Here is a 22,774-nt window from a genome sequence, read left to right as displayed (position 1 = left end):
CTCAGGCCCCCGGGTCGTAGCCGAAGTCGGCGAGGATCTCCCGGGCCTCGGGCCCCTGGAGGAAATCCAGGAAGGCCCGCGCCGCCGCGTTCCGCGCGCCCTGTTCCAAGAGCACCGCCTGCTGACGGATGGGCTCATGCAGATCGCCGGAGACCACCCAACGGGAGCCTTCCCCCGGGGCCTCCGGCCCGCTGACCTGCGCCAACGCCACGAGGCCCAGCTCCGCGGCCCCGCTGGCGGCGTACTGGTGGGCCTGGGCGATGTTCTCGCCACGCACCACCCGCGGGCGCAGGTCCTTCCAGAGGTCCAGGGACCGCAGGGCCTGCCGGGCGGCGAGGCCGTAGGGGGCGGTGCGGGGATTGGCCATGGCCAGGTGGCGGAAGTCCCCCGCGGCCAGGGTGGTCTTGCCGCGGACCCGGTCCGGATCCGGGCTCCACAGCACCAGCCGGCCCACCGCGTAGGTGAAGCGGGAGCCGGTCACCGCCGCGCCCTTCTCCTCCAGAAGGCGCGGGCGGCGGGCGTCGGCGGCGAGGAAGGCGTCGAAGGGGGCGCCGTTGCGGATCTGGGCGTAGAGCTTGCCGGTGGAGCCCGTGCTGATGCGCAGGTCGTGGCCGGTGGCCTCCTCGAATCGGGGCTCCAGGGCCTTGATAGCCGCCGTGAAGTTGGAGGCCACCGCCACCCGCACCTCGGCGGCGTGGGCGGGGAGCAGACCACCGACTATCGAAACGCCAAGGACGCCAAGAAAACGGACCAGGCGAGACCTGCGCCGCGGTTGGGCCCTGCTAGAGGGTGGCTTATGGAAGGGAGCAAGCTGGGTCATCGCAGCCCTTTCATTCTTGCCTTTCTTGGCGGTCATGGCGTCCTTGGCGGTTCGGGTTTTCAGCCGTTCACCGCCAGGATCACGTGGGAGGCCTTGATCAGGGCGCAGGCCGCTCCACCCTCGGCCAGGCCCAGGGTGGCGACGCTTTCGTTGGTGACCACCCCGGTAACCGTGTTGCCGCCGCCCAGCCGGAGGGTAATCCCGGCCTCCACCTCGCCTTGATCGATCCGCTCCACGGTCCCGCACAGCCGGTTGCGCGCGCTGGTTCGCAGCCCCGCATCCTCTCCGGTCAGGATGATGTGGGTGGCCTTCACCAGGGCCAGCACCTCGGTACCCTCGGCCAGGGCCAGCTCCCGGACGCTTTGGTTGGTGATCACCGCCACCAGCGGCTCGCCGCCGCCCAGGCGCAGCACCACTTCCGTATTCACGGAGCCGGACTGGATGTCCGTTATCCGGCCCCACCACTGGTTCCGCGCGCTCGTCCGCATGGCCAACCTCCCCATCAGGGCCCGCAGCCGCTCCGGGTCGCCGGACTCGGCCGCCAGCATCTCCAGGAACCGGGTGTAGGCGGCCTCAGCGGCCCGGAACTCCTCGATCATCCGCCGCCCGTGCTCGGTCAGGCGGGTTCCGCCGCCGCCCCGGCCCCCGGTGACGCGCTCCACCAGGGGCGCATCGGCCAGGTTGTTCATGGCCTCCACCATGTCCCAGGCCCGTTTGTAGCCCATGCCCATGGCCCGCGCCGCCTTGGCCATGGAGCCCAGCTCGTCGATGCGCTCCAGCAGCTCCGCGCGGCCCTGGCCGAGGAAGCCCTGATCCTCCTTCTCGAGCCAAAGACGGCCGGCGGGATGGGTGGGGAACGATGGGGGCACGGGGCGCTGCTCCGGGGACGCGCTTTCGTTATATTCGAGCAGATATAACGCTAGACGGCAAGCCACGGGGCCGCAGGGATTCCCTGGCAGGCCGGCGTTCCGTACTGTGGCTGGAAGGGAGCGCCAACCTACACCCTAAACCCTGGGAGAAATGGGAATGGGAAAGGCGGGTGATGAAGCCAAGCCCCGGGTGGCCGTGCACAAGTTCAGCTCCTGCGACGGCTGCCAGCTGGCCTTCCTGGATCTCGGCGAGGATCTGGTGCGACTCGCCGAGCTGGTGGACTTCGTCCACTTCGCCGAGGCCGGACCGGTGGACCCCGAGGCGGAGACCGACATCGCCTTCGTGGAGGGCAGCATCTCCACGCCCGGGGAGGCGGAGCGGATCAAGAGGATCCGGGCCAACACCCGCTACCTGGTGCCCATCGGCGCCTGCGCCACCTCCGGCGGCATCCAGGCCCTGCGCAACCTCCACGACGGCAAGCAGTGGCTGGCGGACGTCTACCCCTCCCCGGAGTACGTGGAGAGCCTGGCCACCTCCACCGGCATCGCCGACAACGTAACGGTGGACTACCAGCTGTGGGGCTGCCCGGTGAACGGGCGCCAGGTGCTCGCCGCGGTACGGGCCCTGCTCTGGGGGGTGGATCCGGTTCCGGAGCGGGACAAGGTTTGCATGGAGTGCAAGCGGGCGGGGCATGTCTGCGTCCTGGTGAGCCGGGGCCAGCCCTGCCTGGGGCCGGTGACCGTCACCGGCTGCGGCGCCCTGTGCCCTGCCTTCGGCCGCGACTGCTACGGCTGCTACGGGCCGGCGGAGAACCCCAATCCCGATGCCCTCGGGCGGCGCTTCGAGGGCCTGGGGCTGATGCGCGAGGACGTGGCCCGGCGCTTCCATTTCATCCACAGCCACCGGGAGCCCCTGCACGGCGCCGGCCTGCGCTGGGGCGGTGGCGGCGGGAGAGGCCCGTGAGCGACCAGACCCGCCGCATCGATATCGACGTGCCGGTGCTCTCCCGGGTGGAAGGGGAGGGCGCCCTGGAGGTGCACGCGGCGGGCGGCCGAATCACGGACCTCAAGCTCCGCATCTTCGAGCCGCCGCGCATGTTCGAGCGCTTCCTGGAGGGGCGGGGCTACCACGAGGTGGCGGATGCGGTGGCGCGCATCTGCGGCATCTGCCCGGTGGCCTACCAGATGAGTGCGGTGCAGGCCCTGGAGTCCATCTTCGGCGTGGAGCCCGGTGACTGGGTGCGCGCCATGCGCCGGGTCTTCTACTGCGGGGAATGGATCCAGAGCCACGCCCTGCATATCCACCTGCTGGCCCTGCCGGACTTCTTCGGCTACGACAGCGCCCTGGCCATGGCCGCCGACTACCCGGGGGAGGTACGCCGCGGCATGCGCCTGCAGGCCCTGGGCAACGAGCTCATGGCCCTGTTCGGGGCGCGGGCGGTGCACCCCGTGGGGGCCCGGGTGGGCGGTTTCCACCACGCGCCGAAGGCCGCAGACGTCGCCGACCTGCGGGGCCGCCTGGAGGCCGCCATTCCGGAGGCGGAGGCCCTGGCGCGCTGGGCGGCGGGATTCGATCTGCCGGACAACGGCCAGGAATTCCCCTGCCTGGCCCTGCGCAACGGCGCCGACTACCCCATGAACCGGGGCCGGATTGCCGCTTCCACCGGCCTCGATGTGCCCGTGGCCGAATTCGCCGACCACGTCACCGAGGAGCAGGTGCCCCACTCCACGGCCTTCCACGCCCGCCTGGACGGCGAGCCCTACCTGGTGGGTCCGCTCGCCCGGCTCAATATCAACGCCGACGTGCTGCCCGCGGCGACCCGGGCCCTGCTGGCGGACACGGGACCGGCGCTGCCCTCCACCAACCCCTTCCACTCCCTGCTTGCCCGAGCCCTGGAGATCCACGCGGCCCTGGTGGAGGCGGTCCGCCTGCTGGGCGACTACCGGGTCCCGGAGCGGCCCTACGCCGAGGTCGCGCCCCGGGCGGGCACGGGGTACGGGGCCACCGAGGCCCCGCGGGGGGTCCTGTGGCACCGCTACGAGACCGACGACGCCGGGCGCGTCACCGCGGCCCGCATCGTGCCGCCCACGGCGCAGAACCAGGCGCGCATGGAGGAGGATCTGCGCCTCAGCCTGGAGGCCCGCGGCCTCGACGCCCCGGACGACGAGCTGCGCTTCCTCGGCGAGCGGGTGATCCGGAACTACGACCCCTGCATCTCCTGCGCCACGCACTTCCTCGACCTCACCGTCCACCGCCGATGAGCATCGCCGTGCTCGGCATCGGCTCCCCCTTCGGCGGCGACCGGGTGGGGTGGGCGGTGGTGGAGGCGCTGCGTCCGGAGGCGGAGGCGCGCTGGCCGGCGGTGCGGCTTACGGCCCTGGACCGCCCGGGCCCGGGGCTGCTCCCCCACCTGGAGGGCGTGGGCTACGCCGTGCTGGTGGACGCCGTGCGCAGCGGGGCCCCGCCGGGGACCCTGCACCGGTTCCGCGGCCTGGATGGGCTCCCCGCCGCCGATCCTCTGTCCTCCCACGGCTTCGGGCTGGCGGAGGCCCTGGCCCTGGCCGAGCGGGTGGGGGTCCTGCCCGAGTGGGTGGTGGTCGGGGTGGAGGCCGATGTCCGGAAGCCACCGCCGGAGGCGGTGGTGGCCCGGGCCGCCGCGGCCGTGCGGGAGGAGGTGGCCGCCCGGAGTCGCCCCTAGGCGCCCCCGCACAGGCGGTCCAGCACCGCGGCCTGCCCCGGGCTCGTCAGCGCCAGCACCCGTACCAGCGACGCCTCGCGCATGCCGTCGCGCAGCTGGGCTCGGCAGAGCCGGTGGATGCGCGGACCGTCCAGGAGGGGCTCCTCCAGGGACCGGCAACGGCGCTCCAGCACCGCCTCCACGCGCTCGCGGGCCAGGGGGTCCGCCCCCGTGTCGGCGCGCCGCACCCAGAGGACCGGGCCCCGTCCCGCGCGGTAGGGGCGGAAGAAGCGGGCCGCCGCGGGCCGGCCGGCCTCCAGCAGGGCGGCCCACAGCTGGTCGGCGAGGTCCTCCGGAGCCGGCGGGGCATCGGTCGGGAGCCGCTGCAGCAGGTCCTGCACCTGGTGGTTGATCCGCTCCTCGGCGGTCGGACCGGTCCCTTCCTGCAGGCGCAGGACGCGGCGCAGGTGGTCGGCGGCCAACTGAAGCGGGGAGGCGGAGTCCAGGGAGGACGGGAGGGCGGGGCCCACGCAGGGGCCGGGACGGGGGGAACGGCTGCTCATGGGGTCTCCAATCGCCGCAAAAGCGCGTTATCGGTCGATTGGAGCCTACGCGGCGGGGCCGGGAGCACGGGGGCGCGGCGGCCCGCCGGTCCCGGGAGCCCTGGTCCGGAATCCGGACGCCGACGCGAAGGCTCGCGGGTCCCGTCCAGGGGACGGGGCTCTCCGGCAGGTCTTCGGACTCAGGGGCAGCCTACGGCCGCGGCTTCCCACCCCGAAGGGCAGTGCCCGAGGTCGGCGACCTCGTGCGGTTTTCGTTCCCCAACACCGCTGCGCGTCAGTCCCGGATTCGCACCGGGTTCCCTCTTGCAACACCCAATATTTTGGGGGTGAACCGGAGATAAGGCCCAAGATACGGGCAAGGGCGGGGCGCTGGCAAGGGGCATTGCAGGGATCGGGGAAATCCCCTAGGTTTGCGCGGTACCCGAGACCGCAGCCCCTGGAGGAATCATGCGCCCTGCCCGGACCCTGTCCCGCTTCGTCCTGCCCATCCTGCTGCTGGTCGGATCCGCCGCCCAGGCGGGGCCGGTGGCCGGCCCCAGCCTCTTCGGCGGCCTGGCCTTCCACGACAACCGCTTCAGCGACTCCCCCGCCGACCGGGACTACTCCAGCCACGGGGCCAATCTCGGGCTGGACTACCAGGTGCCGGTGAACGGCGCCTTCTCCTGGAACCCCTTCTTCAGTCTTTCCCTGGAGACCAGCGACGACCTGGCCGGGGACCCCTCCGTGCGCAACAGCATCCTGGGCCTGGAGGGGCGGGCGTGGTACCGGACCATGTTCGTGGGCGCCCACCTGGGCCTGCACCGCCAGGTGGTGGACGGCGACCGCTACACCCGGGACGGCATGGGCCTTGGCTGGGGCTTCAGCCTGGGGGTCCAGGGCCCCGGCGAGCTCTACACCATGGGCATGCTCACCCGCGCCGAGGGGCTCGGGGTCTGGGACGGGCGGGACGTGGACTACACCGGCCTGCGGTTCCGCATCGGCTACCGCTTCCACTAGCCGGGCCTTGAAACGGGTCCCGACCCGCCCCACCTCCATCCGAAAGGCCGACGGAAAAGGTCGGGAACTCTGCCCGGCCGCTGCTTTCCAAGCAGATTAGAAAGCGCTAATACTCTAAAACTCCAGTCGTCCGCGCCGTCCGGACCAAGGAGGGAGCACCATGATCTTCCGTCAGCTTTTCGAGCCCGAGACCTCCACCTACACCTACCTGCTGGGCGACGAGGAGACCCGCGAGGCCGTCCTCGTGGACCCGGTGGCCTCCATGGTGGACCGCGACCTGGAGGTCCTGGCGGAGCACGGCCTGACCTTGCAGTACGTCCTGGAGACCCACGTCCACGCCGACCACGTGGCCGCCGACAACGAGCTGCGCGAGCGCACCGGCTGCCGCGTCGGCCTGCCGGAGCAAAGCGGGGTGGACTGCGCCGATTTCCGCGTGCGCGAAGGCGAGCCCATCGAGGTGGGCAGCGTGCGCATCGAGCCCCTCTTCACCCCGGGCCACACCGACGACAGCCACAGCTACGTGGTCGGGGACATGGTCTTGACCGGCGACACGCTGCTGATCGACGGCTGCGGTCGCACGGATTTCCAGAACGGCGACGCCGAGGCCCTGTTCGAGTCGGTGCGCAACAAGCTGTTCGCGCTGCCGGAGCAGACCCTGGTCCATCCCGGCCACGACTACAACCACCGCCATGTCTCCACCATCGGCCAGGAGAAGGAGCGCAACCCGCGCCTGGGGATGGACAAGAGCCACGACGAATTCCTGGCGATCATGGCCAACCTCGACCTCCCCTATCCCAAGCGGATCGACGAGGCCGTGCCCGCCAACAAGCAGTGCGGCCGCAAGCACGCCGCCTGACCCTGCAAGGCCGTTTCTCCCCTCACGGCCGGGCGCCGGGGCGATTGCCCCGGCGTTTTTTTGTCCTTGCTCCTTATTCAACCGTCTGATAGAAAACGGGCGGAGGCCGTATTAAAGTTACGGGATTTGCGCTCCGGAGGGGCTATGGGCGTGTCCTGAGGAAGCTGCACCAGGACAAGGGGGAAGGGAATGTCCGCATCACGCGTCAGGCTCGCCGGGGCGGGCCTCATTTTCACAAATAATTTTGTTTTTGGGTCGCATATTTATGCGTCAGAACTTAAGGACCCTTTGTATAGGGACGAGGATATATCCAGGACCGAGGTTGAGGTGGATTACAGGAAGAGGGCGGACGGCTTTTACCAGTATGAATACTTCGTTGCCGCCCCGGAGGAAAATAAAGGGATCATTTCAGGGCTGGATCTCGATATATCTTGTTACAAGACCATCGAGTATTCCGGAGAGCTTCCCATTCCCCAGGGAAAGGAGGGATATATTGGGATATTCGCCGATGGTGAGTATGTTCCTTCCGCGGTAAATGCGGAATGGGGAAGTGCTTCCGTATTTGGAATCGGTATTTCCAGGGAAGCGTCATGGGGCTTGTACCAAAAGCCCGGGCAGGAAAGGGACGGCCTGACTATCGTAGCTCCTACTAAGCCTGGCCTCCGTCAATATCAATTGACTCCGGCCATGGATAACAACCCAGATGAATGGGACTACGCGTCCTACGGAGAGCACGACCCCCGTCTCCCCTGGATCGAGGACTTCACGGTCACCGGGATGATCGCCGGCCCCGCCTGCCCCGGGGTGACTCCGCCGCTGGAGGAGGAGGAGGTCTTCCTCGGCAACCGGCCTGGTCGCGAGGACGAGGCCGCCAACCGGCTGCTTTCCTACACCCGGCCCCTGAAGAACCGCCTCCACGTGGACGGCAAGAAGACCTTCGCCATGACGGTACGCTACGGCGAGGGCATCGACCCCAAATCCTTCCATGCCCAGCCGGGTTGGTTGAAGCGCTACTTCAACCCCCAACCGGGTACCGAGGAAAGGGTGGTGATTCCCCTGAAGCGCCACCGCACCCGGATCCAGCTCGAGGTCCACCCGGAGAAGGAAACCGGCCCGGAGGCGGAGCCGCACAAGGGCAACGCCGAGCACCACTCCCGCAAGGATCGCGACGTCTTCGAGGTCCGCCACGACGGGATCGAGCCGGAGCGGGAGGATTTCCGGGGGCGTGCTCCGGATTCCGCGGGCCCATCCGATTCCTCCCGCTAAATGCCCCGCCCGGCAGGATCGCGGCGCCGAGTCACGCCAGCGAGATCGATCCCGCGCCAATCCAGGAGGGTGGGGGCAGGTATGCTCAATAATCCCCAGAATTTCAGTTGGTTGACTTAAATCCCCGGCTGCAGGAGACTTACGCCCACGCCGAAACCAAATGGTAGGTAGTTCAGGCCCTGTGGAGGGAGCGTTCCCGGCCCGCGCACTCCCTCCGGGCCGCTTTGCCGGGCGGAGGCCCGGGAGTTACCGCGCCACGGGGATGCCGGCGGCACCAGGGGAAGGGCCGGGAAAAGACCGAGCTGTCCGCCCTGCGGACGGCAAAAGGGGACCACGCCGGGGATACGCTCTCCGGCGTTTTTTGTGCGCCCCGGCCGCAGGGCTCAGCCCGCGCCGATCACGTCCTCCACCCAGCTCAGGGCCGCGGAGGTAACGGGGAACCCTATGGTGCTGGTGAGGACCACCAGGGTGTGTCGGATCTCCTGCGGGGTCGCTCCGGCCTCCAGGGCGCGGCGGGTGTGGCTGTGGACGGCGCCCTCGGACCCCAGCGCGGCCGCGGCCGCCAGCTGCACCAGGTTGGTGGTGCGCTCCTCCAGGGGGCCGGCGTCACGCGCCGCCTGCCCCAGGTCTTCGAGTGCCTCCAGATAGCGGGGGAATTCCTCCCGGAGTTGCTCGTAGTGGCGGGGAAGATCGTTCATGGCCGTCTCCTTGCTCGGGGGTAGTCGCCACCGGGTCCCCTTGACCAGCTTTGGTCGGGAGCGCGGGCCTTGCAACCCCGGCGGGGCGCCGGTAGCGTGAATTTTCCCGCCACACCGGAGGCTTCATTGGCCCAAGCCGAATCCCATGCGGTACAGCTGGAGGGAATCCGCTTCGCCTACCCCGGCGCCGACCGCCCCCTGCTGGAGGACCTGGACCTGACCCTGGCCCGGGGCGAGCTCGCCGCCGTTCTGGGGCCCAGCGGGGTGGGCAAGTCCACCCTGCTCAACCTGGTGGCGGGGCTGGCGGTGCCGGAGGTCGGCCGGGTGACGGTGCTCGGCACCGAGGTGACCGCCCTCGACGAGTCGGCGGCGGCCCGCTGGCGGCGCGCCCACCTCGGCTTCGTCTTCCAGCAGTTCCATCTTCTGCCTTACCTGACGGTGGCGGAGAACGTGGCCCTGCCGCTGGCCCTGCAGGGGGAGCGCTGGGAGGACGAGGGGGTCCGGAGCTTCCTGGGGCGCCTGGGCCTGGCGGAGCAGGCGGACGCCTATCCCCGCCACCTCTCCGGCGGCCAGGCCCAGCGCACCGCCATCGCCCGGGCCCTGATCCACCGCCCGCCGGTGCTGCTGGCGGACGAGCTCACCGGCAACCTGGACGAAGAGACGGCGGTGGCGGTGATGGACCTGCTGGTGGAGGCGGTGGAGGAGTTGTGCACCACCACCCTGGTGGTGACCCACGCCCCCGAGGTGGCCGCGCGCGTCCACACCCGCTACCGCCTGGCCCACCACCGGCTGCACCGGGAACCGTGAAACCCCTCCGGCTGCTCTTCCGGGCCCTGGTCTGGGCCCCGTTGGCGGGGCGGCCCATGCAGGCCGCCGGCATGGCCCTGGCCATCGCCCTGGGCGTGGCCATGGTGGCGGCCATCCACTGGGTCAACGCCTCCGCACTGCACAGCTTCGAGCAGGGCGTCTCCGCCCTGTCGGGCCGCTCGGGCACCACCGTGCAGCCCGCGCAGGGGGCCCTGGACGAGGACCTCCTGCCCCGCATCCGCGCCCTGCCGGAGGTGGCGGAGGCCTTCCCGGCCCTGCGCGCCGAGGTGCCGGTGGCCCATGGCGCCGACCTGCCGGTGCTGGGGGTGGACCTGCTGCGCGACGCCGCGGTGCGGGGCGACTACCTACCCGAACTGGGCGAGGAGGGGGTGGCGTTCCGGGACCTGCTCGCCAGGGGGGCGGTGCTGCTGGGTCCCGACGCCGCCGAGCGCCTGGGCAAGGACCCCGGTGACACCCTGCGCGCCCAGGTGGGCGCGGAGCCGGTGACCCTGCGGGTGGTGGGGCTTCTGCCCGCCGGGACCTTCTGGTCCGACGGGGCGGTGATGGACATCGCCACCGCGCAGTGGACCCTGGACCGCGTGGGGGAGCTGGACCGCATCGACGTGGTGCTGGAGGACCCGGACCGCCGGGCGGCCTTTGCCGAGCGCCTGGAGGAGCTGGCCGGCGAGGCCGCCCGCCTGTCCCGACCGGAGCTGGAGGCCCAGCGCCTGGACGCCATGACCCGGGCCTACCGCACCAACCTCAACGTCCTGGCCCTGGTGGGCCTGCTCACCGCCGCCTTCCTGGTCTACAGCCTGCTCACCCTGTCCATGCGCCGCCGGCGCGCCCAGTTCGCCGTGCTGCGGGTGCTGGGCATGGAGCGCGCCCGGCTGGCGGCATGGCTCCTGGGCGAGGGGCTGGTGCTCGGCGTGGTCGGCTCTGTCCTGGGCCTGCTGCTGGGCCTGGCCCTGGCCTGGGCGGGGGTGGAGGCTTTGGGCGGGGATCTGGGGGCCGGCTACTTTCGCGATCTCCAGGCGCGGCTCCACGCCGAGTGGTGGGACATGCTCGCCTTCGGCCTCCTCGGGGTCCTGGCCGCGGTGCTGGGGACCCTCGCCCCGGTACTGGACAACGTCCGCGGCGGTGGCGAGGCCGCCATGCGCCGGGGCGGCGCCGAGGAGCGGCGCGGGGCGGGGGCGGGCCTGCGCCTGGCCCTGGCCGGGCTGGCCCTGGCGGCAGCGGGGGTGCTGACCCGCCTGCCGGCCTGGGAGGGGCTGCCGGTGGCCGGTTACGGGGCCATTCTCCTGGTGCTCGGCGCCGGCCTGCTGCTGGCTCCCCTGGCGCTGCGGGCCTTCGCCCGCGCCCTGCCGGTGGGGCGGCGCCACGTGGCGGCGCTGGTGGCCCGCTCCCAGCTCCTGGGCGCGCCGCGTCGGGCCGCCCTGGCGGTGAGCGCCGCCCTGGTGAGCTTTGCCCTGCTGGTGGCCATGTCCACCATGATCCACTCCTTCCGCGGCAGCGTGGAGGCCTGGCTCAACCAGATCCTGGCCGCCGACCTCTACGTGCGTGCGGGCGCCGGCGGGCAGGCCACCCACATCCCCGCCGAGACCTGGCGAGAGATCGAGGGCTGGCAAGAGGTGCGCCGCCTGGACCCCTTTCGCCGCGCCGAGCTGGACTGGGCGCCGCGGGGATCGGAGGCCACGGAGGCCCCGGTGGAGGTGACCGCCCGGCGCCTGGACCTGCCCGAGACCCGGGGCGCCATCGAGGTGATGCGCGGGGAATGGCCGGAGGCGGGGGAGAGCCGGGCGGTGCTGGTCTCCGAGGTCTTCGCGCGACTGTACGGCGCGCAGGTGGGCGACACCCTGCGCGTGCCCCTCGGCGGCGAGGCCCGGCGCCTTACGGTTGCCGGGGTGTGGCGGGACTACTCCTACCAGTGGGGCCACCTGCTCATGGACCGCCGCACCTACGCCGAGCTGGCCGGGGACCGTAAGGTGGACCAGATCGGCCTGTACCTGGAGCCCGGGACCGACCGGGGGGCGCTGCGCAAGCGCCTGGAGCGGACCTTCGCCGATACGCCGGGCCTGGAGATCGCCGACGCCGGGGAGATCCGAAGCACCAGCCTGGAGATCTTCGACCGCAGCTTCGCCGTGACCTACGTGCTGGTGGTGGTGGCGGTGGGTGTGGGCCTGGTGGGCACCCTGCAGTCCCTGGCGGTGCAGGCCATCGAGCGGCGCGGCGAGCTGGCCATGCTGCGCTTCCTGGGCTTCCGGGTGGCGGACGTGGCCCGCTCCCAGGCCTACGAGGCCGGCCTCACCGGGGCCTTCGGCGGGGTGCTGGGCCTGGCGGTGGGCGCGGGCGTGGCCTGGATCCTGGTGAAGGTGGTCAACGACCAGTCCTTCCTGTGGAGCCTGCCCGTGGACTTCCCGGCCGGCCTGCTGGCCGGCGCCTGGCTGGTCCTCACGGCCGCGACAGGCGCCGGCGGCTGGCTGCTGGGGCGCGCCCAGGGCCGCCGGGACCCGACGCGGGCGGTGGGGGAGGAGTGAGGAGAGAGGGCGCCGGGTAGGGTACCTGTGGGAGCGGCTATCAGCCGTGACCCCTCCAGCCCCTCTGGGCCTCCACAGGCGTCGCGGCCACTGGCCGCTCCCACAATTGCCTATCCTGAACCAACCGGATGGCCAATTTCCGAAAAGAGGTTCGCCCCCATGATCGGACTGCTGCAGCGCGTGACCGAGGCCCGGGTGACGGTGGCCGGCGAGGCCGTAGGCGCCATCGGCCCCGGCCTGGTGGTTCTGGTGGGCGTGGAGCGGGGCGACGGCGAGGCCCAGGTGGAGCGCCTCCTGGAGCGGCTGCTGGGCTACCGGGTCTTCCCCGACGAGGAGGGCCGCATGAACCGTTCCCTGCGCGACACCGGCGGCGGCCTGCTGCTGGTGCCGCAGTTCACCCTGGCCGCCGATACCCAGAAGGGCACCCGCCCCAGCTTCGGCACCGCCGCCCCGCCGGAGGAGGGCGAGCGCCTGTTCGGTCACCTCCTGGAGCGGGCGCGGGAGGCCCATGATCCGGTGGCGGCGGGGCGCTTCGGGGCCGATATGGAGGTAAGCCTCACCAACGACGGCCCCGTGACCTTCTGGCTCCAGGCCCCTCCGGACCAGGGGAAGTAGCCTTGTCCTGCTCCCGCCGTGCCTTCCTCCGTCTGTTGGCCCTGACCGGCCCCGCCCTCCTGCCCGGCGTTGGGCGGGCTGCCGGGTGGGCACCCTACGGCGAGGTGACCCGCAAACGGCCCGTGCGCCTGCCCGCCGACCACGCCGCCCACCCGGATTTCGCCATCGAGTGGTGGTACTTCACCGGCTTCCTGGAGCTGTCCGGTGGCGGCCGGCGCACCTTCGAGGTGACCTTCTTCCGCAACAGGCCCGAGCCGGGGCCCTGGGAGGACAACCCCTCCGCCTTCACGCCGCGCCAGGTGATCAGCGCCCACGCCGCCCTGGCCGACCCGGCCACCGAGGACTTCCGCCACTGGCGCCGCCTGGCCCGGGTGGGTCCAGACGGCGGGCGGCTGGGAACGGGCCGCCTGGAGGTGGGCATCCGCGACTGGCTGCTGGAGAGCGACCCCGAGGGCTTCTGGCGGCTGCGCATGGGCGGCGAGCCCGGCCCCTGGGACCTGCGCCTCTCGCCCACGGGGGAGGCGGTCCGCCAGGGCCCCCAGGGCGTGAGCGCCAAGAACGCCGACGGCTCGGTGGCGAGCTACTACTACACCTACCCGGCCATGCAGGTGCGCGGCACCCTGCCGGTGGACGGCGAGACGCGGGCGGTGGAGGGTACCGCCTGGTTCGACCACGAGTGGACCTCCACCTTCCTGCCGGAGGGCACGGCGGGCTGGGACTGGGTGGGGCTGCGCCTGGACGACGGCGGCGGGCTCATGGCCTACCGCTTCCGCGACGCGGCGGGGGCCACGGCCTACGCCGCCGGCACCCGCATTCACCCCGACCGCTCCGTGACGCATCTGGGCCCGCGGGAGGTCCGCTGGCGGGCCCTGCGCCGGTGGACCTCGCCGGAGACCGGCCACACCTACCCCGTGGCCTGGGAGATCCGGGCCGGCGAGCTCACCCTGCGCGCGGAGCCCCTGTTCGACCACCAGGAGATGCGCGGCACGGGGCCCTTCAATCCCACCTACTGGGAGGGCGCCATGCAGGTCTCGGGGGACAGGCAGGGGGAGGGTTTCCTGGAGATGACCCGGTTCGGCGCCGAAGGGCCGGGCTAGTCCGGCTCTGGTCACGGGTGCGTTAAAAATGCGCGGATAGCCTTTAAGAGGCGCCGTAAGCACCTGAATGCGAACAGAAAATCAGAAACGCCGGGCAGGGCTACGTCTTTTCCTGCAGGGCCTTCCAGGCCGCCAGCCCGCCGTGCAGGACCCGGACGTTCACGCCCATCTCCTCCAGGGCCCAGCCCGCCAGGGTGGAACGGCCCCGGCCGCCGCAGTAGACCACCACCGGCTGGTGGGGCCGCTCCAGATGCTCCTCGATCTGGGCCTCCAGCTTGTCCCGGGGCAGGTTGACGGCCCCGAGGATGTGGCCCTCGGTGTATTCCTCCGGCCGCCGAACGTCCACGATCAAGGCCCCGTCCGCCTCCAGGCCGGGAAGATCGCCGGGCTCCAGGTGCGGGACCCGGGCCTCGATCTCCTCCAGCAGCTCTTCGTAGCTTCGGGCCATGATCATTCCTCCACGGCGGGCCGGAGTTGGGGAGCGGGGTTGAGGCGCGGGTGGGTCTCCTCGGCGGCGAGCAGCACCCAGAGGCCCGACAGCCCCATGGCGATGGCGGTGAGCCAGAAGCCGGTCTCTAGGGCGCCGGTGGCGTCGGCGGCGAGGCCGATGGCCAGGCCGCCGAGGCCGTAGCCGGTGTCCCGCCAGAAGCGGTAGACGCCCAGCGACGAGCTCCGCCAGTTGGGGTGGGAGATGTCGCTCACCGCGGCGATGAGGGTGGGGTAGAGCAGGGCCATGCCCACCCCGGCCACCGCGGCGGTGGCGCACCACAGCCAGAAGCCCTCCACCAGGAGGGTGGCCGCCACCCCGGCCCCGCAGATCCACATGCCGGCCACGATGGGGCCCTTGCGGCCGATCCGGTCGGAGAGGGGGCCGGTCCACAGCTGGCTGGCGCCCCACACCACGCCGAACACGCCCACCACCCAGCCGATGGCTACCACGGTGAGCCCCTGGGCGTGCAGCCAGGCGGGGAAGAACGCCCACACCAGGGCGTCCACGAACTTCTCCACGCTGCCTGCCTGGGACAGGGCGGCGAAGGTGCGGTGGCGGAAGGAGACCAGGGTGAAGATCTCCCGGGTGCCCGGATGGTCGGAGACGTTTTCGGGGAAGCGCGGGCGGGGTCCCTTGTGTGTGCCGCTGGCGTGGGCGTGGGCCTCGGCGCGCGCCCAGTGCAGGGTCTCGGCGGCGAACAGCCAGGCGGTGGCCAGGGCCACCAGGGCCACGGTCAGGCCGAACAGGAACAGCGCCCAGCGCGGATCCATGTCCGCCGCCAGGTAGCCGGTGACGACGCCGGCGATGGCCACGCCGGTGTAGCCGGCGAACTCGTTGAAGCCGGTGGCCAGGCCGCGCTGCTCGGCGCGGGTGATGTCCGCCTTGGAGGTGACGGTCATGGACCAGGCGAAGCCCTGGTTCACGCCCAACAGGACGTTGGCGGCGACGATCCAGTCCCAGGAGGGCGCGTAGAGGATCAGGAAGGGGATGGGCAGCGCCGCTAGCCAGCCCCACAGCAGTACCCGGCGCCGGCCCACCCGCTCCGAGAGCCGCCCGGCCACGAAGTTCAGCGCCCCCTTCACGAAGCCGAAGCTGATGATGAAGGCCATGAACAGGAGGTAGGAGCCGGGCGCGAGGCCGAACTCCTCCTCGGCCAGGGCGGGCACCACGTTGCGCTGCAGGCCGATGGTCAGGCCGACGAAGAAGACCTGCAGCATCTGGAAGAGGAACTGGCCCAGATTGGGGCGGATGCCGTGGGTGTAGGCGGCGTGTCCTTTCCCTTCCGGAACGTCAGCCATCGCCGGCCTCCCCGGTGCGGCCGCCGTCCAGGGGGGCCAGGAAGGGCCGCACCGCCTCGAAGGACTCCACCTGCTCCAGCACCAGCTGGCGCACCCCCTCGCACACGGAGAACACCGCCGACGAGGCCACCCGGTAGTAGCAGAAGGAGCCCCGCTTGTCGCACAGCACCAGGGCCTGGGCCTTGAGCACGGAGAGGTGCTGGCTGACCGCGGTCTTGGAGAGGTTGGTGGCCTCGGCGAGCTGGGTTGCCGTGCGCTCCCCCGCGCGTAGGGCGTGGATGATCTCCAGGCGCTTGGGGTGGCCGAGGGCCTTGAAGACCTCCGAGAACAGGGCAAAACGGGCGGGCTGCTGGCTCATGGTTCAGTAGTCCAGGAGTTGCAAATTCTATTAATTCTTTAATCCGCAGTTCTTCACCCTGTCAACGGTTCCGGGGGAAGGCCGCCTTTCCCGTTAACCGCAGGAACTAGAGGCAGGAACCTTCACCCGCCTTGTGGCCGATCCCGGGGCCGGGAAGGGGGATCTCCTCGGCCTCGTGCGCTGGGCCGCTGCTAACTCGGGCAGGGGCGGTGCCCGCCAAACAAACGTGCGGGCAGGCCTGGGACCGTGACGGGATGAGCCGGCGGGCCTGGGGCGGTATCCTGTACCGCTTCCCCGGCCCGAGGAGCGCCCATGAGCCTGGCCACCGTCGCCTCCACCTTCGCCGTCCTGTTCATCGCCGAGCTGGGCGACAAGACCCAGCTGGTGGCCATGAGCCTGGCCCACCGCCACCGGGCCGCCCCGGTCCTGGCCGGCATCCTGGGCGCCTTCCTGGTGCTGAATGTGCTGGCGGTGGCGGTGGGCGCGGCCCTCTACGAGCTGGTGCCCGAGCGCTGGATCCTGCTGGCGGCGGGGCTGCTGTTCCTGGCCTTTGGCTACCGCATCTGGCGCGAGGGCGAGGAGGACGAGGAGGTGGAGGACGTGGCCGCCCGGGGCGGCTGGCGGGTGGCCCTCGGTAGCTTCGCCCTGATCTTCGTCGCCGAGCTCGGCGACAAGACCCAGCTCGCCCTGGTGGCCCTGGCCGCGAGCACCGGCGACACCCTGGCGGTCTTCCTGGGCGGAACCCTGGCCCTGTGGCTGGTGTCCGTGCTCGGAGTGGTCGTCGGCGCCACCCTGCTGCGCCGCGTCCCGGCGGTTTGGGTGCACCGGGTGGCGGCGGCGCTGTTCCTGGCCTTTGGTGCCTGGGCCCTGTGGCGGGCCGCGACTCTGTAAAATGGGGCCGGCGGCACGCCCAAGAACCCGGAAGATCCTGAGTCCTAGGAGGCAATCGTGAGCGGATGCTGCGGCGACGATTCCTGCGCCCCGACCGCTACCAACCAGCACCAGTCCCGCACCCTGAAGGCGGTGCTGGGCATCAATACGGTCATGTTCGGCGTGGAGCTTACCGCCGGGCTGCTGATCGGCTCGGTGGCCCTGCTGGCGGACTCCCTGGACATGCTCGGTGACGCCCTCACCTATGGGGTGAGCCTGGTGGTAGTGGGCGCCAGCGTCCGCAAGCGGGCCGGGGCCGCCCTGTTCAAGGGCCTGATCATGCTGGCCTTCGGCCTGTTCGTGCTGGGCCAGACCGCCTACCGGGCCTTCCTGCCGGAACTGCCTGCCGCCCTGCCCATGGGGGCGGTGGCTGCCGTGGCCCTGGCCGCCAATGTAGTGTGCTTCGCCCTGCTGTGGCGGCACCGGGGCGAGGACATCAACATGCGCTCGGTGTGGCTGTGCTCGCGCAACGACCTGATCGCCAATACCGGGGTGATCCTGGCTGCCGGCGCGGTGGCGATTACCGCCACACCGTGGCCGGACTTGGCCATGGGCCTGGTGATCGCCGCCGTGTTCCTGCATTCCGCCTGGGAGGTCCTGGTTGATTCCTGGAGGCAATGGCGGATGGTCCCCGCGGGTGACGGCGGAGGCGCCACGGGGTAACCGCGGAGGAGTTGCGCCCGCGGCGCGGGTTAGGGTAAAAACCGATCATGGATCGGTTTTTTGGGGCGGAAGGACATTCTCATATGACAAACCTGCGGTTGGGCGAGCTCGAGGTGGCGGTGCTGGAGGATCTGTGGGCCCGCGGGGCGGACCACGCCAAGGCGGTCCACGGGCGCCTCGGGGCGCGCCGCGGCATCTCCCTGAACACCATCCAGTCCACCCTGGAGCGGCTGTACCGCAAGGAGCTCCTGCATCGGACCAAGGAAGGGCACGCCTACACCTACCGCCCCGCCCTGGAGCGCGAGGAACTGCTGGCGCGCCTGATCGAGGGGGCCACCGCGCCGGTGGCCGGCGAGGAGGGGGCCGATACCCTGCTCACCGCCTTCGTGGATTTTGCGGCCGAACAGGATGAGGCGGCCCTCGACCGCCTGGAGGCGCTGATCGCTTGGAAGCGGGCCCAGGGCGCCAAGGGCTCGGACTGACCATGCCCTCCTTGATCCTGATCCTGGCGGCGGTGGGGCTGGTGGCTGGAGCAGTGGCCGCGGCCCTCAGCCAGCTTGTTCGGCCCAGGGTCCTGGGCTTGCTGCAACGAATGCCCGTGGAGCAGCAGGCCAATCTGTTGCTGGTCTGGGCGCTCCTCCCCCTGCTGGCCGGGCTGATGGCGGTGGCCGTGGTGGTCGCTCCTTCTGTCTCGGCCGCGCTGGGCCTGACGGCCGACCACTGCCTGCTGCACGGTACCCACCACAGCCACCTCTGCCTGCTGCACCCCGGCACCACGCCGGAGGTCCCCGGGGCGTGGGCCCTGCTGGGCCTGTTGGCCGCGGGCCTGACCTTGGGCGGGGTGTACAAGGTGCGAGTGCTGGAGCGGGCCAATCGACCGTGGCGGACGCTGCGGAGGGTGGCCCGCGAGGAGCGCCAGGGGCCGACCCGGATCCTGGAAACTGCCCAGCCCGTAGCCGCCACGGTGGGCTTGCTGCGGCCCAACGTGCTGTTCTCCCGTGGGCTGTTGGACCTCCTTTCTCCCCAGCAGGACCGAGCGGTGCGGGCCCACGAGGCCGCCCATCGGCTTCGCCGGGACCCCCTGCGGTTGGTTTTGGCGCGGCTGGGCACGGTCCTGCACCTCCCGGGTACCGGCCGGGCGTTGTACCGGGAGCTCGGACTGGCCGTGGAGCGCGCCGCCGACGAGGCGGCCGCTCGAACCGTGGGCGATCGGGTCACGGTGGCCGAGGCGCTGCTGGCAGTGGCCCGCATGCGCCCCGTTCCCGCCCCGGGGCCGGGGTTCACGGGGGATCCCCTGGAGGCCCGGGTACAGGCGCTCCTGGAGGATGTCCCCGCCGGCCTTCAACCTTGGCGGGGAACGGGCTCCGCCCTGGTGGGGCTCGCCCTGGCGGCACTCTCCTTTTCTCCGCAGTTCCACCACGGCCTGGAAACCCTCCTGGGCCACCTCTAGAGGAAGCCACATGGGCGGACCCCGAATTTCTTTCGCCACGACCAAAAAACCGATCATAGGTCGGTTTTCGGCCGTGGGGCTTCTCCTGCTCGCTGGCCTGGGTCCGAGCACGGCAGCGGTTGGGGCGGGCTCGGCGCTTACTATCGAGCGGGCCCTTAGTCTGTCCGAGGAGTACGCCCCCCTGCAGCGGGAGCTCCAGGCGGAGGTGGAGCTGGCGGAGAGCCGGGCCCTCGAGGCGTCGCTGTGGCCCAATCCGCGCTTGAACCTTTCCCAGGAGCGCTTCTCGGCGGACGGCAGCGAAACCACCCAACGCTTCTACAGCCTATCCCAGGAGTTCGACCTGTCCGGCCAGCGCGGCCTGCGGACCCGGGCGGCCCGTGCCCGCGCCGAGGGCGTGCGGCGGGGCAACACCTGGACGCGCCTGGAGCACCGGGCCCGGGTCCGGGAGCGCTTTTTTGTGGTGCTGGCCCAGCGGCGGCGGGTGGCGGCCCTGCAGGAGAGCCTCGAGCGCCTCGACCGGGTGGCCGGCATCGTCGCCGAGCGGCGCCGGGCCGGGGCCGCCTCCGGGTACGACCAGCGCCGGCTGGAGCGCGAGGGGGCGGCGCTGCGCGCCCAATTACGTCAGGCCCGGGCCGAGCGGGCGCGCGCCTGGTCCGCCCTGCGGGCCCTGCTGCCCGAATCCGCCAGCTTGCCGGAGAAGGTGGCGGGAACCCTGCGTCCCGGGGAGGTGGCCTCCCTGGCCCGCTACCGGGAGGCGCTGAACCGGCGGGCGGACCTGCGGCGCCTCCAGGCCGAGGCGCGCGCCGCCGGGCTCAGCCGGCGGGCGGCGAATCGGGCCTGGATCCCCGACCCCACCGTGGGCCTGGGCTACACCACGGTGGACCAGCCCGGGGCGGAAGGGGGCGGGCCGCTACTGGAGCTGGCCTTTCCCATGCCGGTCTTCGACCGGGGCCAGGCGCAGGCGGCTGCCGCCAGCGCCCGCCAGACCCGGGCCGAGGCCCGCTACCGGCGGCTGCTCGAGCAGGCCCGAGCCCGGGTGGGCGGCCTGTGGCGGCAGACGCGGGAGCTGGACGAGGCCACCACCGAGTTCCGGCAGCAGGCCCTGGCCAAGTCCCGGGAGGTGACGGAGATCGCGGAGACTGCCTACCGCGCCGGGGAGCTGGGCATCCTGGAGCTGCTGGATGCCTACCGCGGCCAGCTCGATGCCCGCTTGCGCGCCCTGGAGATGGCGCGTGCCGCCCGGGCGAGCTGGATAGATCTGGTGCGCACCGCCGGTTCCCGTCCGTAGTTCCTGTACAGCCGAGATCCGGGGAAAGGGGCAGTGGGCTATTACCTGATCAAGGCGGTGATCACCGCGATTCTGGTGGTCGCCATTTCCGAGGTGGCCAAGCGGAGCTCCCTGGTCGGGGGCATCCTGGCCTCGGTCCCCATTACGTCCGTGCTGGCCATGGTCTGGCTGTATGTGGATACCGGGGACGTGGGCAAGGTCAGCGCCCTTGCCACCAGCGTGGCCTGGCTGGTGCTGCCCTCCCTGGTGCTGTTTGTGCTTCTCCCGTGGCTGCTTCACCGGGGCGTGCCTTTCCCCCTGGGCCTGGTCATGGCCATCGCCGCGACGGCCCTCGCCTACGGGGGCATGGTCCTGGTGCTAGCCCGCTTCGGCATCCGGCTCTGAGCAGGGGGACAAGGAGTGTTTTGCTCCAGAAAGGTTTTGAAAGCCCCCAGCCTTAAAAAAGGCCGGTGTAGGAGCCCGCTTTAGCGGGCGATTGCTCGATACCGAAGATCCTGTGGGGCCAACCGGCCCGCCGTGCGGCCTCTTCAATCTCACCCGAAACGGGAGTAACCCATGAAGCATAGCCTCTTGATTAGCCTCTTTGCCATCGCCCTGAGCACCGGTACCGCCGTCGCCGGGGAGGGCCACGACCATTCCGGCGGCCACGCCCATGGCCATGAATCCGGGGCGAGCGATGCGCCCGAAACGGAAGCCTTCTACGCGGGGGAGGACCAGGGTCCGGGCGAGGTCGGAGAGGCCCACGGCGACTACGCGCACGAAGAAGGCCACAGCGGCCACGAGCAGGGCGAGTCCGGGGATGACCACGACGAGCATGCGCATCGGGATGCCGACGGGCATGGCCATGACCACTGAGCGGTTCGTCCGCCGCCTGGGGATCCTGCTCCCCGGGCTGCTGGCGGTGCTCCTCGCCGCCTGTGATGGCGACTCGGGGCATTCCCACGGCGGCGAGGAAGGCGGTCACGACCACGCCGCCGAGGACGGAGGCGCGGCGGTCCCCGAACGGCCCAGCCGGGTGGTGACCCGATTCAACGACGCCACCGAGCTGTTCGTGGAGTATCCGGTGCTGGTGGCCGGCAAGACCTCCCGCTTGGCCGCCCATCTCACCTGGCTGGACGGCTACAAGCCGGTGGATTCGGGCCGGCTCACCGTCACCCTGAACCGCGACGGAAAGATGGTTGCCGGCTTCCGGGTGGGGAGGCCCACCCGGGACGGCCTGTACACCCCGGAGGTCAAGCCCCGCGAGCCGGGGGTCTTCACCATGGTCCTGACCTGGGAGGAGGGCGACCGGCGCACCGTGCACCGGCTGGAGGGCGTCCGGGTCCATGCCAGCCGCGCCGAGGTGCCCGAGGACCAGTCTGGGAGCGAAGAGGGGGAAATCACCTTCCTCAAGGAGCAGCAGTGGCGGCTGCCCTTCGGCACGGCGGTGGCCACCAAGCGCCGCCTGCGTGCCACGGTGCCGGCCACCGGCACCCTGCGGGCGGCCCCGAGCGGCGACCGCAGGGTTACCGCCCCGGTCCCTGGGCGGCTGGAGGCCCCGGAGGGGGGCTTCCCCGAGGCCGGGCAGCAGGTGGCTGCCGGGGAGGTGCTGGCCCGCATCGTGCCGCGCCTGGGCACCGGGACGGACCTGGCCACCCTGCGCCTGGCGGTGACCGAAGCCGAGTCCGAATTCCGCATGGCCCGCCGCGAACGGCGGCGCCTGGAGGGACTGCTGGCCAAAGACGCCGTGTCCGAGCGCCGGGTGGCCGAGGCCCGCTCCCGGGCTCGGGTGGCCCGCGCCCGGCTGGAGGCGGCCCGCCAGCGCTTGGCCGCCTACCAGCCGGAAAAGGGGGAGGGCGACGGGCCTGCCGGGGTGCCGGTGCTCGCCGGGGCCGAGGGCCGGGTCGCCGAGCTGCGCGCTACGCCGGGTACCTCTGTGCGGGAGGGGGACGACCTGATGCGGGTGGTGGACCGCCGCCGGTTGTGGCTGGTGGCCCGGGTCCCGGAGGCGGAAGCGAGCCGGCTACCCCAGCCCACCGGGGCCTGGGTCACGCCCACGGGGCAATCACGGGCCCTCAAGGTGGATACCGCCGCCGGCGCCCGCCTGCTTTCCGCCGGCCAGACGGTGGATCCGGCCACCCGCACCGTGCCCGTCACCTTCGCCCTACCCAACCCCGGCGACCTGCGCGCCGGCACCAGCGCCGCGGTGCGGGTCTGGACCGGAGAGGCCACCAAGGCCCTGGCCGTACCGAAGGCGGCGGTGCAGCGGGAGGCCGGGGAGGCGGTGGTCTACGTCCAGGCCGGCGGCGAATCCTTCGCCCGCCGCCCGGTGACCCTGGGCATGCAGGACGGGGATTACGTGGCGGTAACCAGCGGCTTGGCGCCCGGCGAGCGGGTGGTGACCCAGGGCAGCTACCTGGTCCGATTGGCCGCAACCGGCGATACCGGCGCTGGCCACGGGCATGCGCACTAGGTCGTTTCCCGCACCAGGACCACCCTGGTGGGCATGGTGTTGG

25 protein-coding genes and 1 riboswitch are annotated in these 22,774 nt (G+C 71.5%); of the genes, 18 read left to right on the top strand and 7 right to left on the bottom strand.

Going from position 1 to position 22,774, the window contains the following annotated elements; translation table 11 throughout:
• Position 1: 1 nt before the first annotated feature.
• Both modA and AN478_RS11125 read right to left on the bottom strand, forming a co-directional pair.
• Positions 2-679, bottom strand: a complete 678-nt coding sequence (modA, locus tag AN478_RS11130) for a molybdate ABC transporter substrate-binding protein (protein ID WP_231627401.1) — start codon at positions 677-679, stop codon at positions 2-4.
• A gap of 200 nt (positions 680-879) precedes the next feature.
• Complete coding sequence (locus AN478_RS11125; RefSeq protein ID WP_054966675.1) at positions 880-1,689, bottom strand: TOBE domain-containing protein; 810 nt, start codon at positions 1,687-1,689, stop codon at positions 880-882.
• A 157-nt stretch (positions 1,690-1,846) separates the two neighbouring features.
• Here AN478_RS11125 and AN478_RS11120 point away from each other — a divergent pair, with 157 nt between their 5' ends.
• The 3 genes from AN478_RS11120 to AN478_RS11110 are packed head-to-tail and all read left to right on the top strand — an operon-like array spanning position 1,847 to position 4,388.
• On the top strand, positions 1,847-2,653 hold the full coding sequence (locus AN478_RS11120) for an NADH-quinone oxidoreductase subunit B family protein (RefSeq protein WP_054966791.1): 807 nt from the start codon (positions 1,847-1,849) through the stop codon (positions 2,651-2,653).
• Entirely contained in the window at positions 2,650-3,951 is a 1,302-nt protein-coding gene (locus tag AN478_RS11115; RefSeq protein ID WP_054966674.1) for a Ni/Fe hydrogenase subunit alpha, read from the top strand. The genes AN478_RS11120 and AN478_RS11115 overlap by 4 nt, the downstream gene beginning before the upstream one ends.
• A complete protein-coding gene (locus AN478_RS11110; protein ID WP_054966673.1) occupies positions 3,948-4,388 on the top strand; it encodes a hydrogenase maturation protease in 441 nt (146 codons plus the stop codon). Before AN478_RS11115 ends, AN478_RS11110 begins: the two co-directional genes overlap by 4 nt.
• Here the strand turns inward: AN478_RS11110 and AN478_RS14770 are convergent.
• Complete coding sequence (locus tag AN478_RS14770; RefSeq protein WP_054966672.1) at positions 4,385-4,930, bottom strand: hypothetical protein; 546 nt, start codon at positions 4,928-4,930, stop codon at positions 4,385-4,387. The genes AN478_RS11110 and AN478_RS14770 overlap by 4 nt on opposite strands.
• Positions 4,931-5,077: 147 nt before the next feature.
• A riboswitch (cobalamin riboswitch) is annotated at positions 5,078-5,281 on the bottom strand.
• A 96-nt stretch (positions 5,282-5,377) separates the two neighbouring features.
• Here AN478_RS14770 and AN478_RS11100 point away from each other — a divergent pair.
• The 3 genes from AN478_RS11100 (at position 5,378) to AN478_RS11090 (ending at position 8,048) form a co-directional block, all read left to right on the top strand.
• Complete coding sequence (locus AN478_RS11100) at positions 5,378-5,926, top strand: hypothetical protein (protein WP_054966671.1); 549 nt, start codon at positions 5,378-5,380, stop codon at positions 5,924-5,926.
• Positions 5,927-6,086: 160 nt separating this feature from the next.
• On the top strand, positions 6,087-6,782 hold the full coding sequence (locus AN478_RS11095) for an MBL fold metallo-hydrolase (protein ID WP_054966670.1): 696 nt from the start codon (positions 6,087-6,089) through the stop codon (positions 6,780-6,782).
• A gap of 687 nt (positions 6,783-7,469) precedes the next feature.
• Positions 7,470-8,048, top strand: coding sequence for a hypothetical protein (locus AN478_RS11090; RefSeq protein ID WP_054966669.1), 579 nt, complete (start codon positions 7,470-7,472; stop codon positions 8,046-8,048).
• Positions 8,049-8,431: 383 nt separating this feature from the next.
• Here AN478_RS11090 and AN478_RS11085 read toward each other — a convergent pair whose 3' ends face one another.
• Positions 8,432-8,746, bottom strand: a complete 315-nt coding sequence (locus AN478_RS11085) for a carboxymuconolactone decarboxylase family protein (protein ID WP_054966668.1) — start codon at positions 8,744-8,746, stop codon at positions 8,432-8,434.
• Positions 8,747-8,872: 126 nt separating this feature from the next.
• Between AN478_RS11085 and AN478_RS11080 the strand changes: the two genes are divergently transcribed.
• The 4 genes from AN478_RS11080 to AN478_RS11065 all read left to right on the top strand — a co-directional run bounded on the left by AN478_RS11080 (position 8,873) and on the right by AN478_RS11065 (position 13,802).
• Positions 8,873-9,553, top strand: a complete 681-nt coding sequence (locus AN478_RS11080) for an ABC transporter ATP-binding protein (protein ID WP_231627400.1) — start codon at positions 8,873-8,875, stop codon at positions 9,551-9,553.
• Positions 9,550-12,090 carry an ABC transporter permease gene (locus tag AN478_RS14765; RefSeq protein ID WP_054966667.1) on the top strand — a complete coding sequence of 847 codons (2,541 nt, stop codon included), beginning with the start codon at positions 9,550-9,552 and terminating at the stop codon, positions 12,088-12,090. Before AN478_RS11080 ends, AN478_RS14765 begins: the two co-directional genes overlap by 4 nt.
• 159 nt (positions 12,091-12,249) lie before the next feature.
• Positions 12,250-12,705 carry a D-aminoacyl-tRNA deacylase gene (gene dtd / locus AN478_RS11070; protein WP_054966666.1) on the top strand — a complete coding sequence of 152 codons (456 nt, stop codon included), beginning with the start codon at positions 12,250-12,252 and terminating at the stop codon, positions 12,703-12,705.
• A 2-nt stretch (positions 12,706-12,707) separates the two neighbouring features.
• Entirely contained in the window at positions 12,708-13,802 is a 1,095-nt protein-coding gene (locus AN478_RS11065) for a lipocalin-like domain-containing protein (protein WP_054966665.1), read from the top strand.
• A 100-nt stretch (positions 13,803-13,902) separates the two neighbouring features.
• Here AN478_RS11065 and AN478_RS11060 read toward each other — a convergent pair whose 3' ends face one another.
• From AN478_RS11060 to AN478_RS11050, 3 genes are read right to left on the bottom strand one after another with little or no spacing between them, the layout of a single operon-like run.
• Complete coding sequence (locus AN478_RS11060; RefSeq protein WP_054966664.1) at positions 13,903-14,250, bottom strand: rhodanese-like domain-containing protein; 348 nt, start codon at positions 14,248-14,250, stop codon at positions 13,903-13,905.
• 2 nt (positions 14,251-14,252) lie between these two features.
• Complete coding sequence (locus AN478_RS11055) at positions 14,253-15,590, bottom strand: MFS transporter (protein ID WP_054966663.1); 1,338 nt, start codon at positions 15,588-15,590, stop codon at positions 14,253-14,255.
• Positions 15,583-15,948 carry an ArsR/SmtB family transcription factor gene (locus AN478_RS11050; protein WP_054966662.1) on the bottom strand — a complete coding sequence of 122 codons (366 nt, stop codon included), beginning with the start codon at positions 15,946-15,948 and terminating at the stop codon, positions 15,583-15,585. Before AN478_RS11050 ends, AN478_RS11055 begins: the two co-directional genes overlap by 8 nt.
• A gap of 312 nt (positions 15,949-16,260) precedes the next feature.
• Between AN478_RS11050 and AN478_RS11045 the strand changes: the two genes are divergently transcribed.
• The 8 genes from AN478_RS11045 to AN478_RS11010 all read left to right on the top strand — a co-directional run bounded on the left by AN478_RS11045 (position 16,261) and on the right by AN478_RS11010 (position 22,731).
• Entirely contained in the window at positions 16,261-16,839 is a 579-nt protein-coding gene (locus tag AN478_RS11045; protein WP_054966661.1) for a TMEM165/GDT1 family protein, read from the top strand.
• Positions 16,840-16,896: 57 nt separating this feature from the next.
• A complete protein-coding gene (locus AN478_RS11040) occupies positions 16,897-17,541 on the top strand; it encodes a cation diffusion facilitator family transporter (protein WP_054966660.1) in 645 nt (214 codons plus the stop codon).
• 83 nt (positions 17,542-17,624) lie between these two features.
• Positions 17,625-18,023, top strand: a complete 399-nt coding sequence (locus AN478_RS11035; protein ID WP_054966659.1) for a BlaI/MecI/CopY family transcriptional regulator — start codon at positions 17,625-17,627, stop codon at positions 18,021-18,023.
• A 2-nt stretch (positions 18,024-18,025) separates the two neighbouring features.
• Positions 18,026-18,991, top strand: a complete 966-nt coding sequence (locus AN478_RS14155; protein WP_054966658.1) for a M56 family metallopeptidase — start codon at positions 18,026-18,028, stop codon at positions 18,989-18,991.
• Between the two features lie 73 nt (positions 18,992-19,064).
• On the top strand, positions 19,065-20,279 hold the full coding sequence (locus AN478_RS11025) for a TolC family protein (protein WP_074471249.1): 1,215 nt from the start codon (positions 19,065-19,067) through the stop codon (positions 20,277-20,279).
• A 33-nt stretch (positions 20,280-20,312) separates the two neighbouring features.
• Entirely contained in the window at positions 20,313-20,663 is a 351-nt protein-coding gene (locus AN478_RS11020) for a DUF3147 family protein (RefSeq protein ID WP_054966656.1), read from the top strand.
• Between the two features lie 171 nt (positions 20,664-20,834).
• Positions 20,835-21,134, top strand: a complete 300-nt coding sequence (locus AN478_RS14150) for a hypothetical protein (protein ID WP_054966655.1) — start codon at positions 20,835-20,837, stop codon at positions 21,132-21,134.
• On the top strand, positions 21,079-22,731 hold the full coding sequence (locus tag AN478_RS11010; RefSeq protein WP_176758721.1) for an efflux RND transporter periplasmic adaptor subunit: 1,653 nt from the start codon (positions 21,079-21,081) through the stop codon (positions 22,729-22,731). Before AN478_RS14150 ends, AN478_RS11010 begins: the two co-directional genes overlap by 56 nt.
• The last annotated feature ends 43 nt before the right edge of the window (positions 22,732-22,774 follow it).

Origin of the sequence: Thiohalorhabdus denitrificans (assembly GCF_001399755.1) — a bacterium.
In the GTDB taxonomy this organism is placed as follows: Bacteria; Pseudomonadota; Gammaproteobacteria; order Thiohalorhabdales; family Thiohalorhabdaceae; genus Thiohalorhabdus; species Thiohalorhabdus denitrificans.
This window is presented reverse-complemented; position numbering and strand designations above follow the sequence as displayed.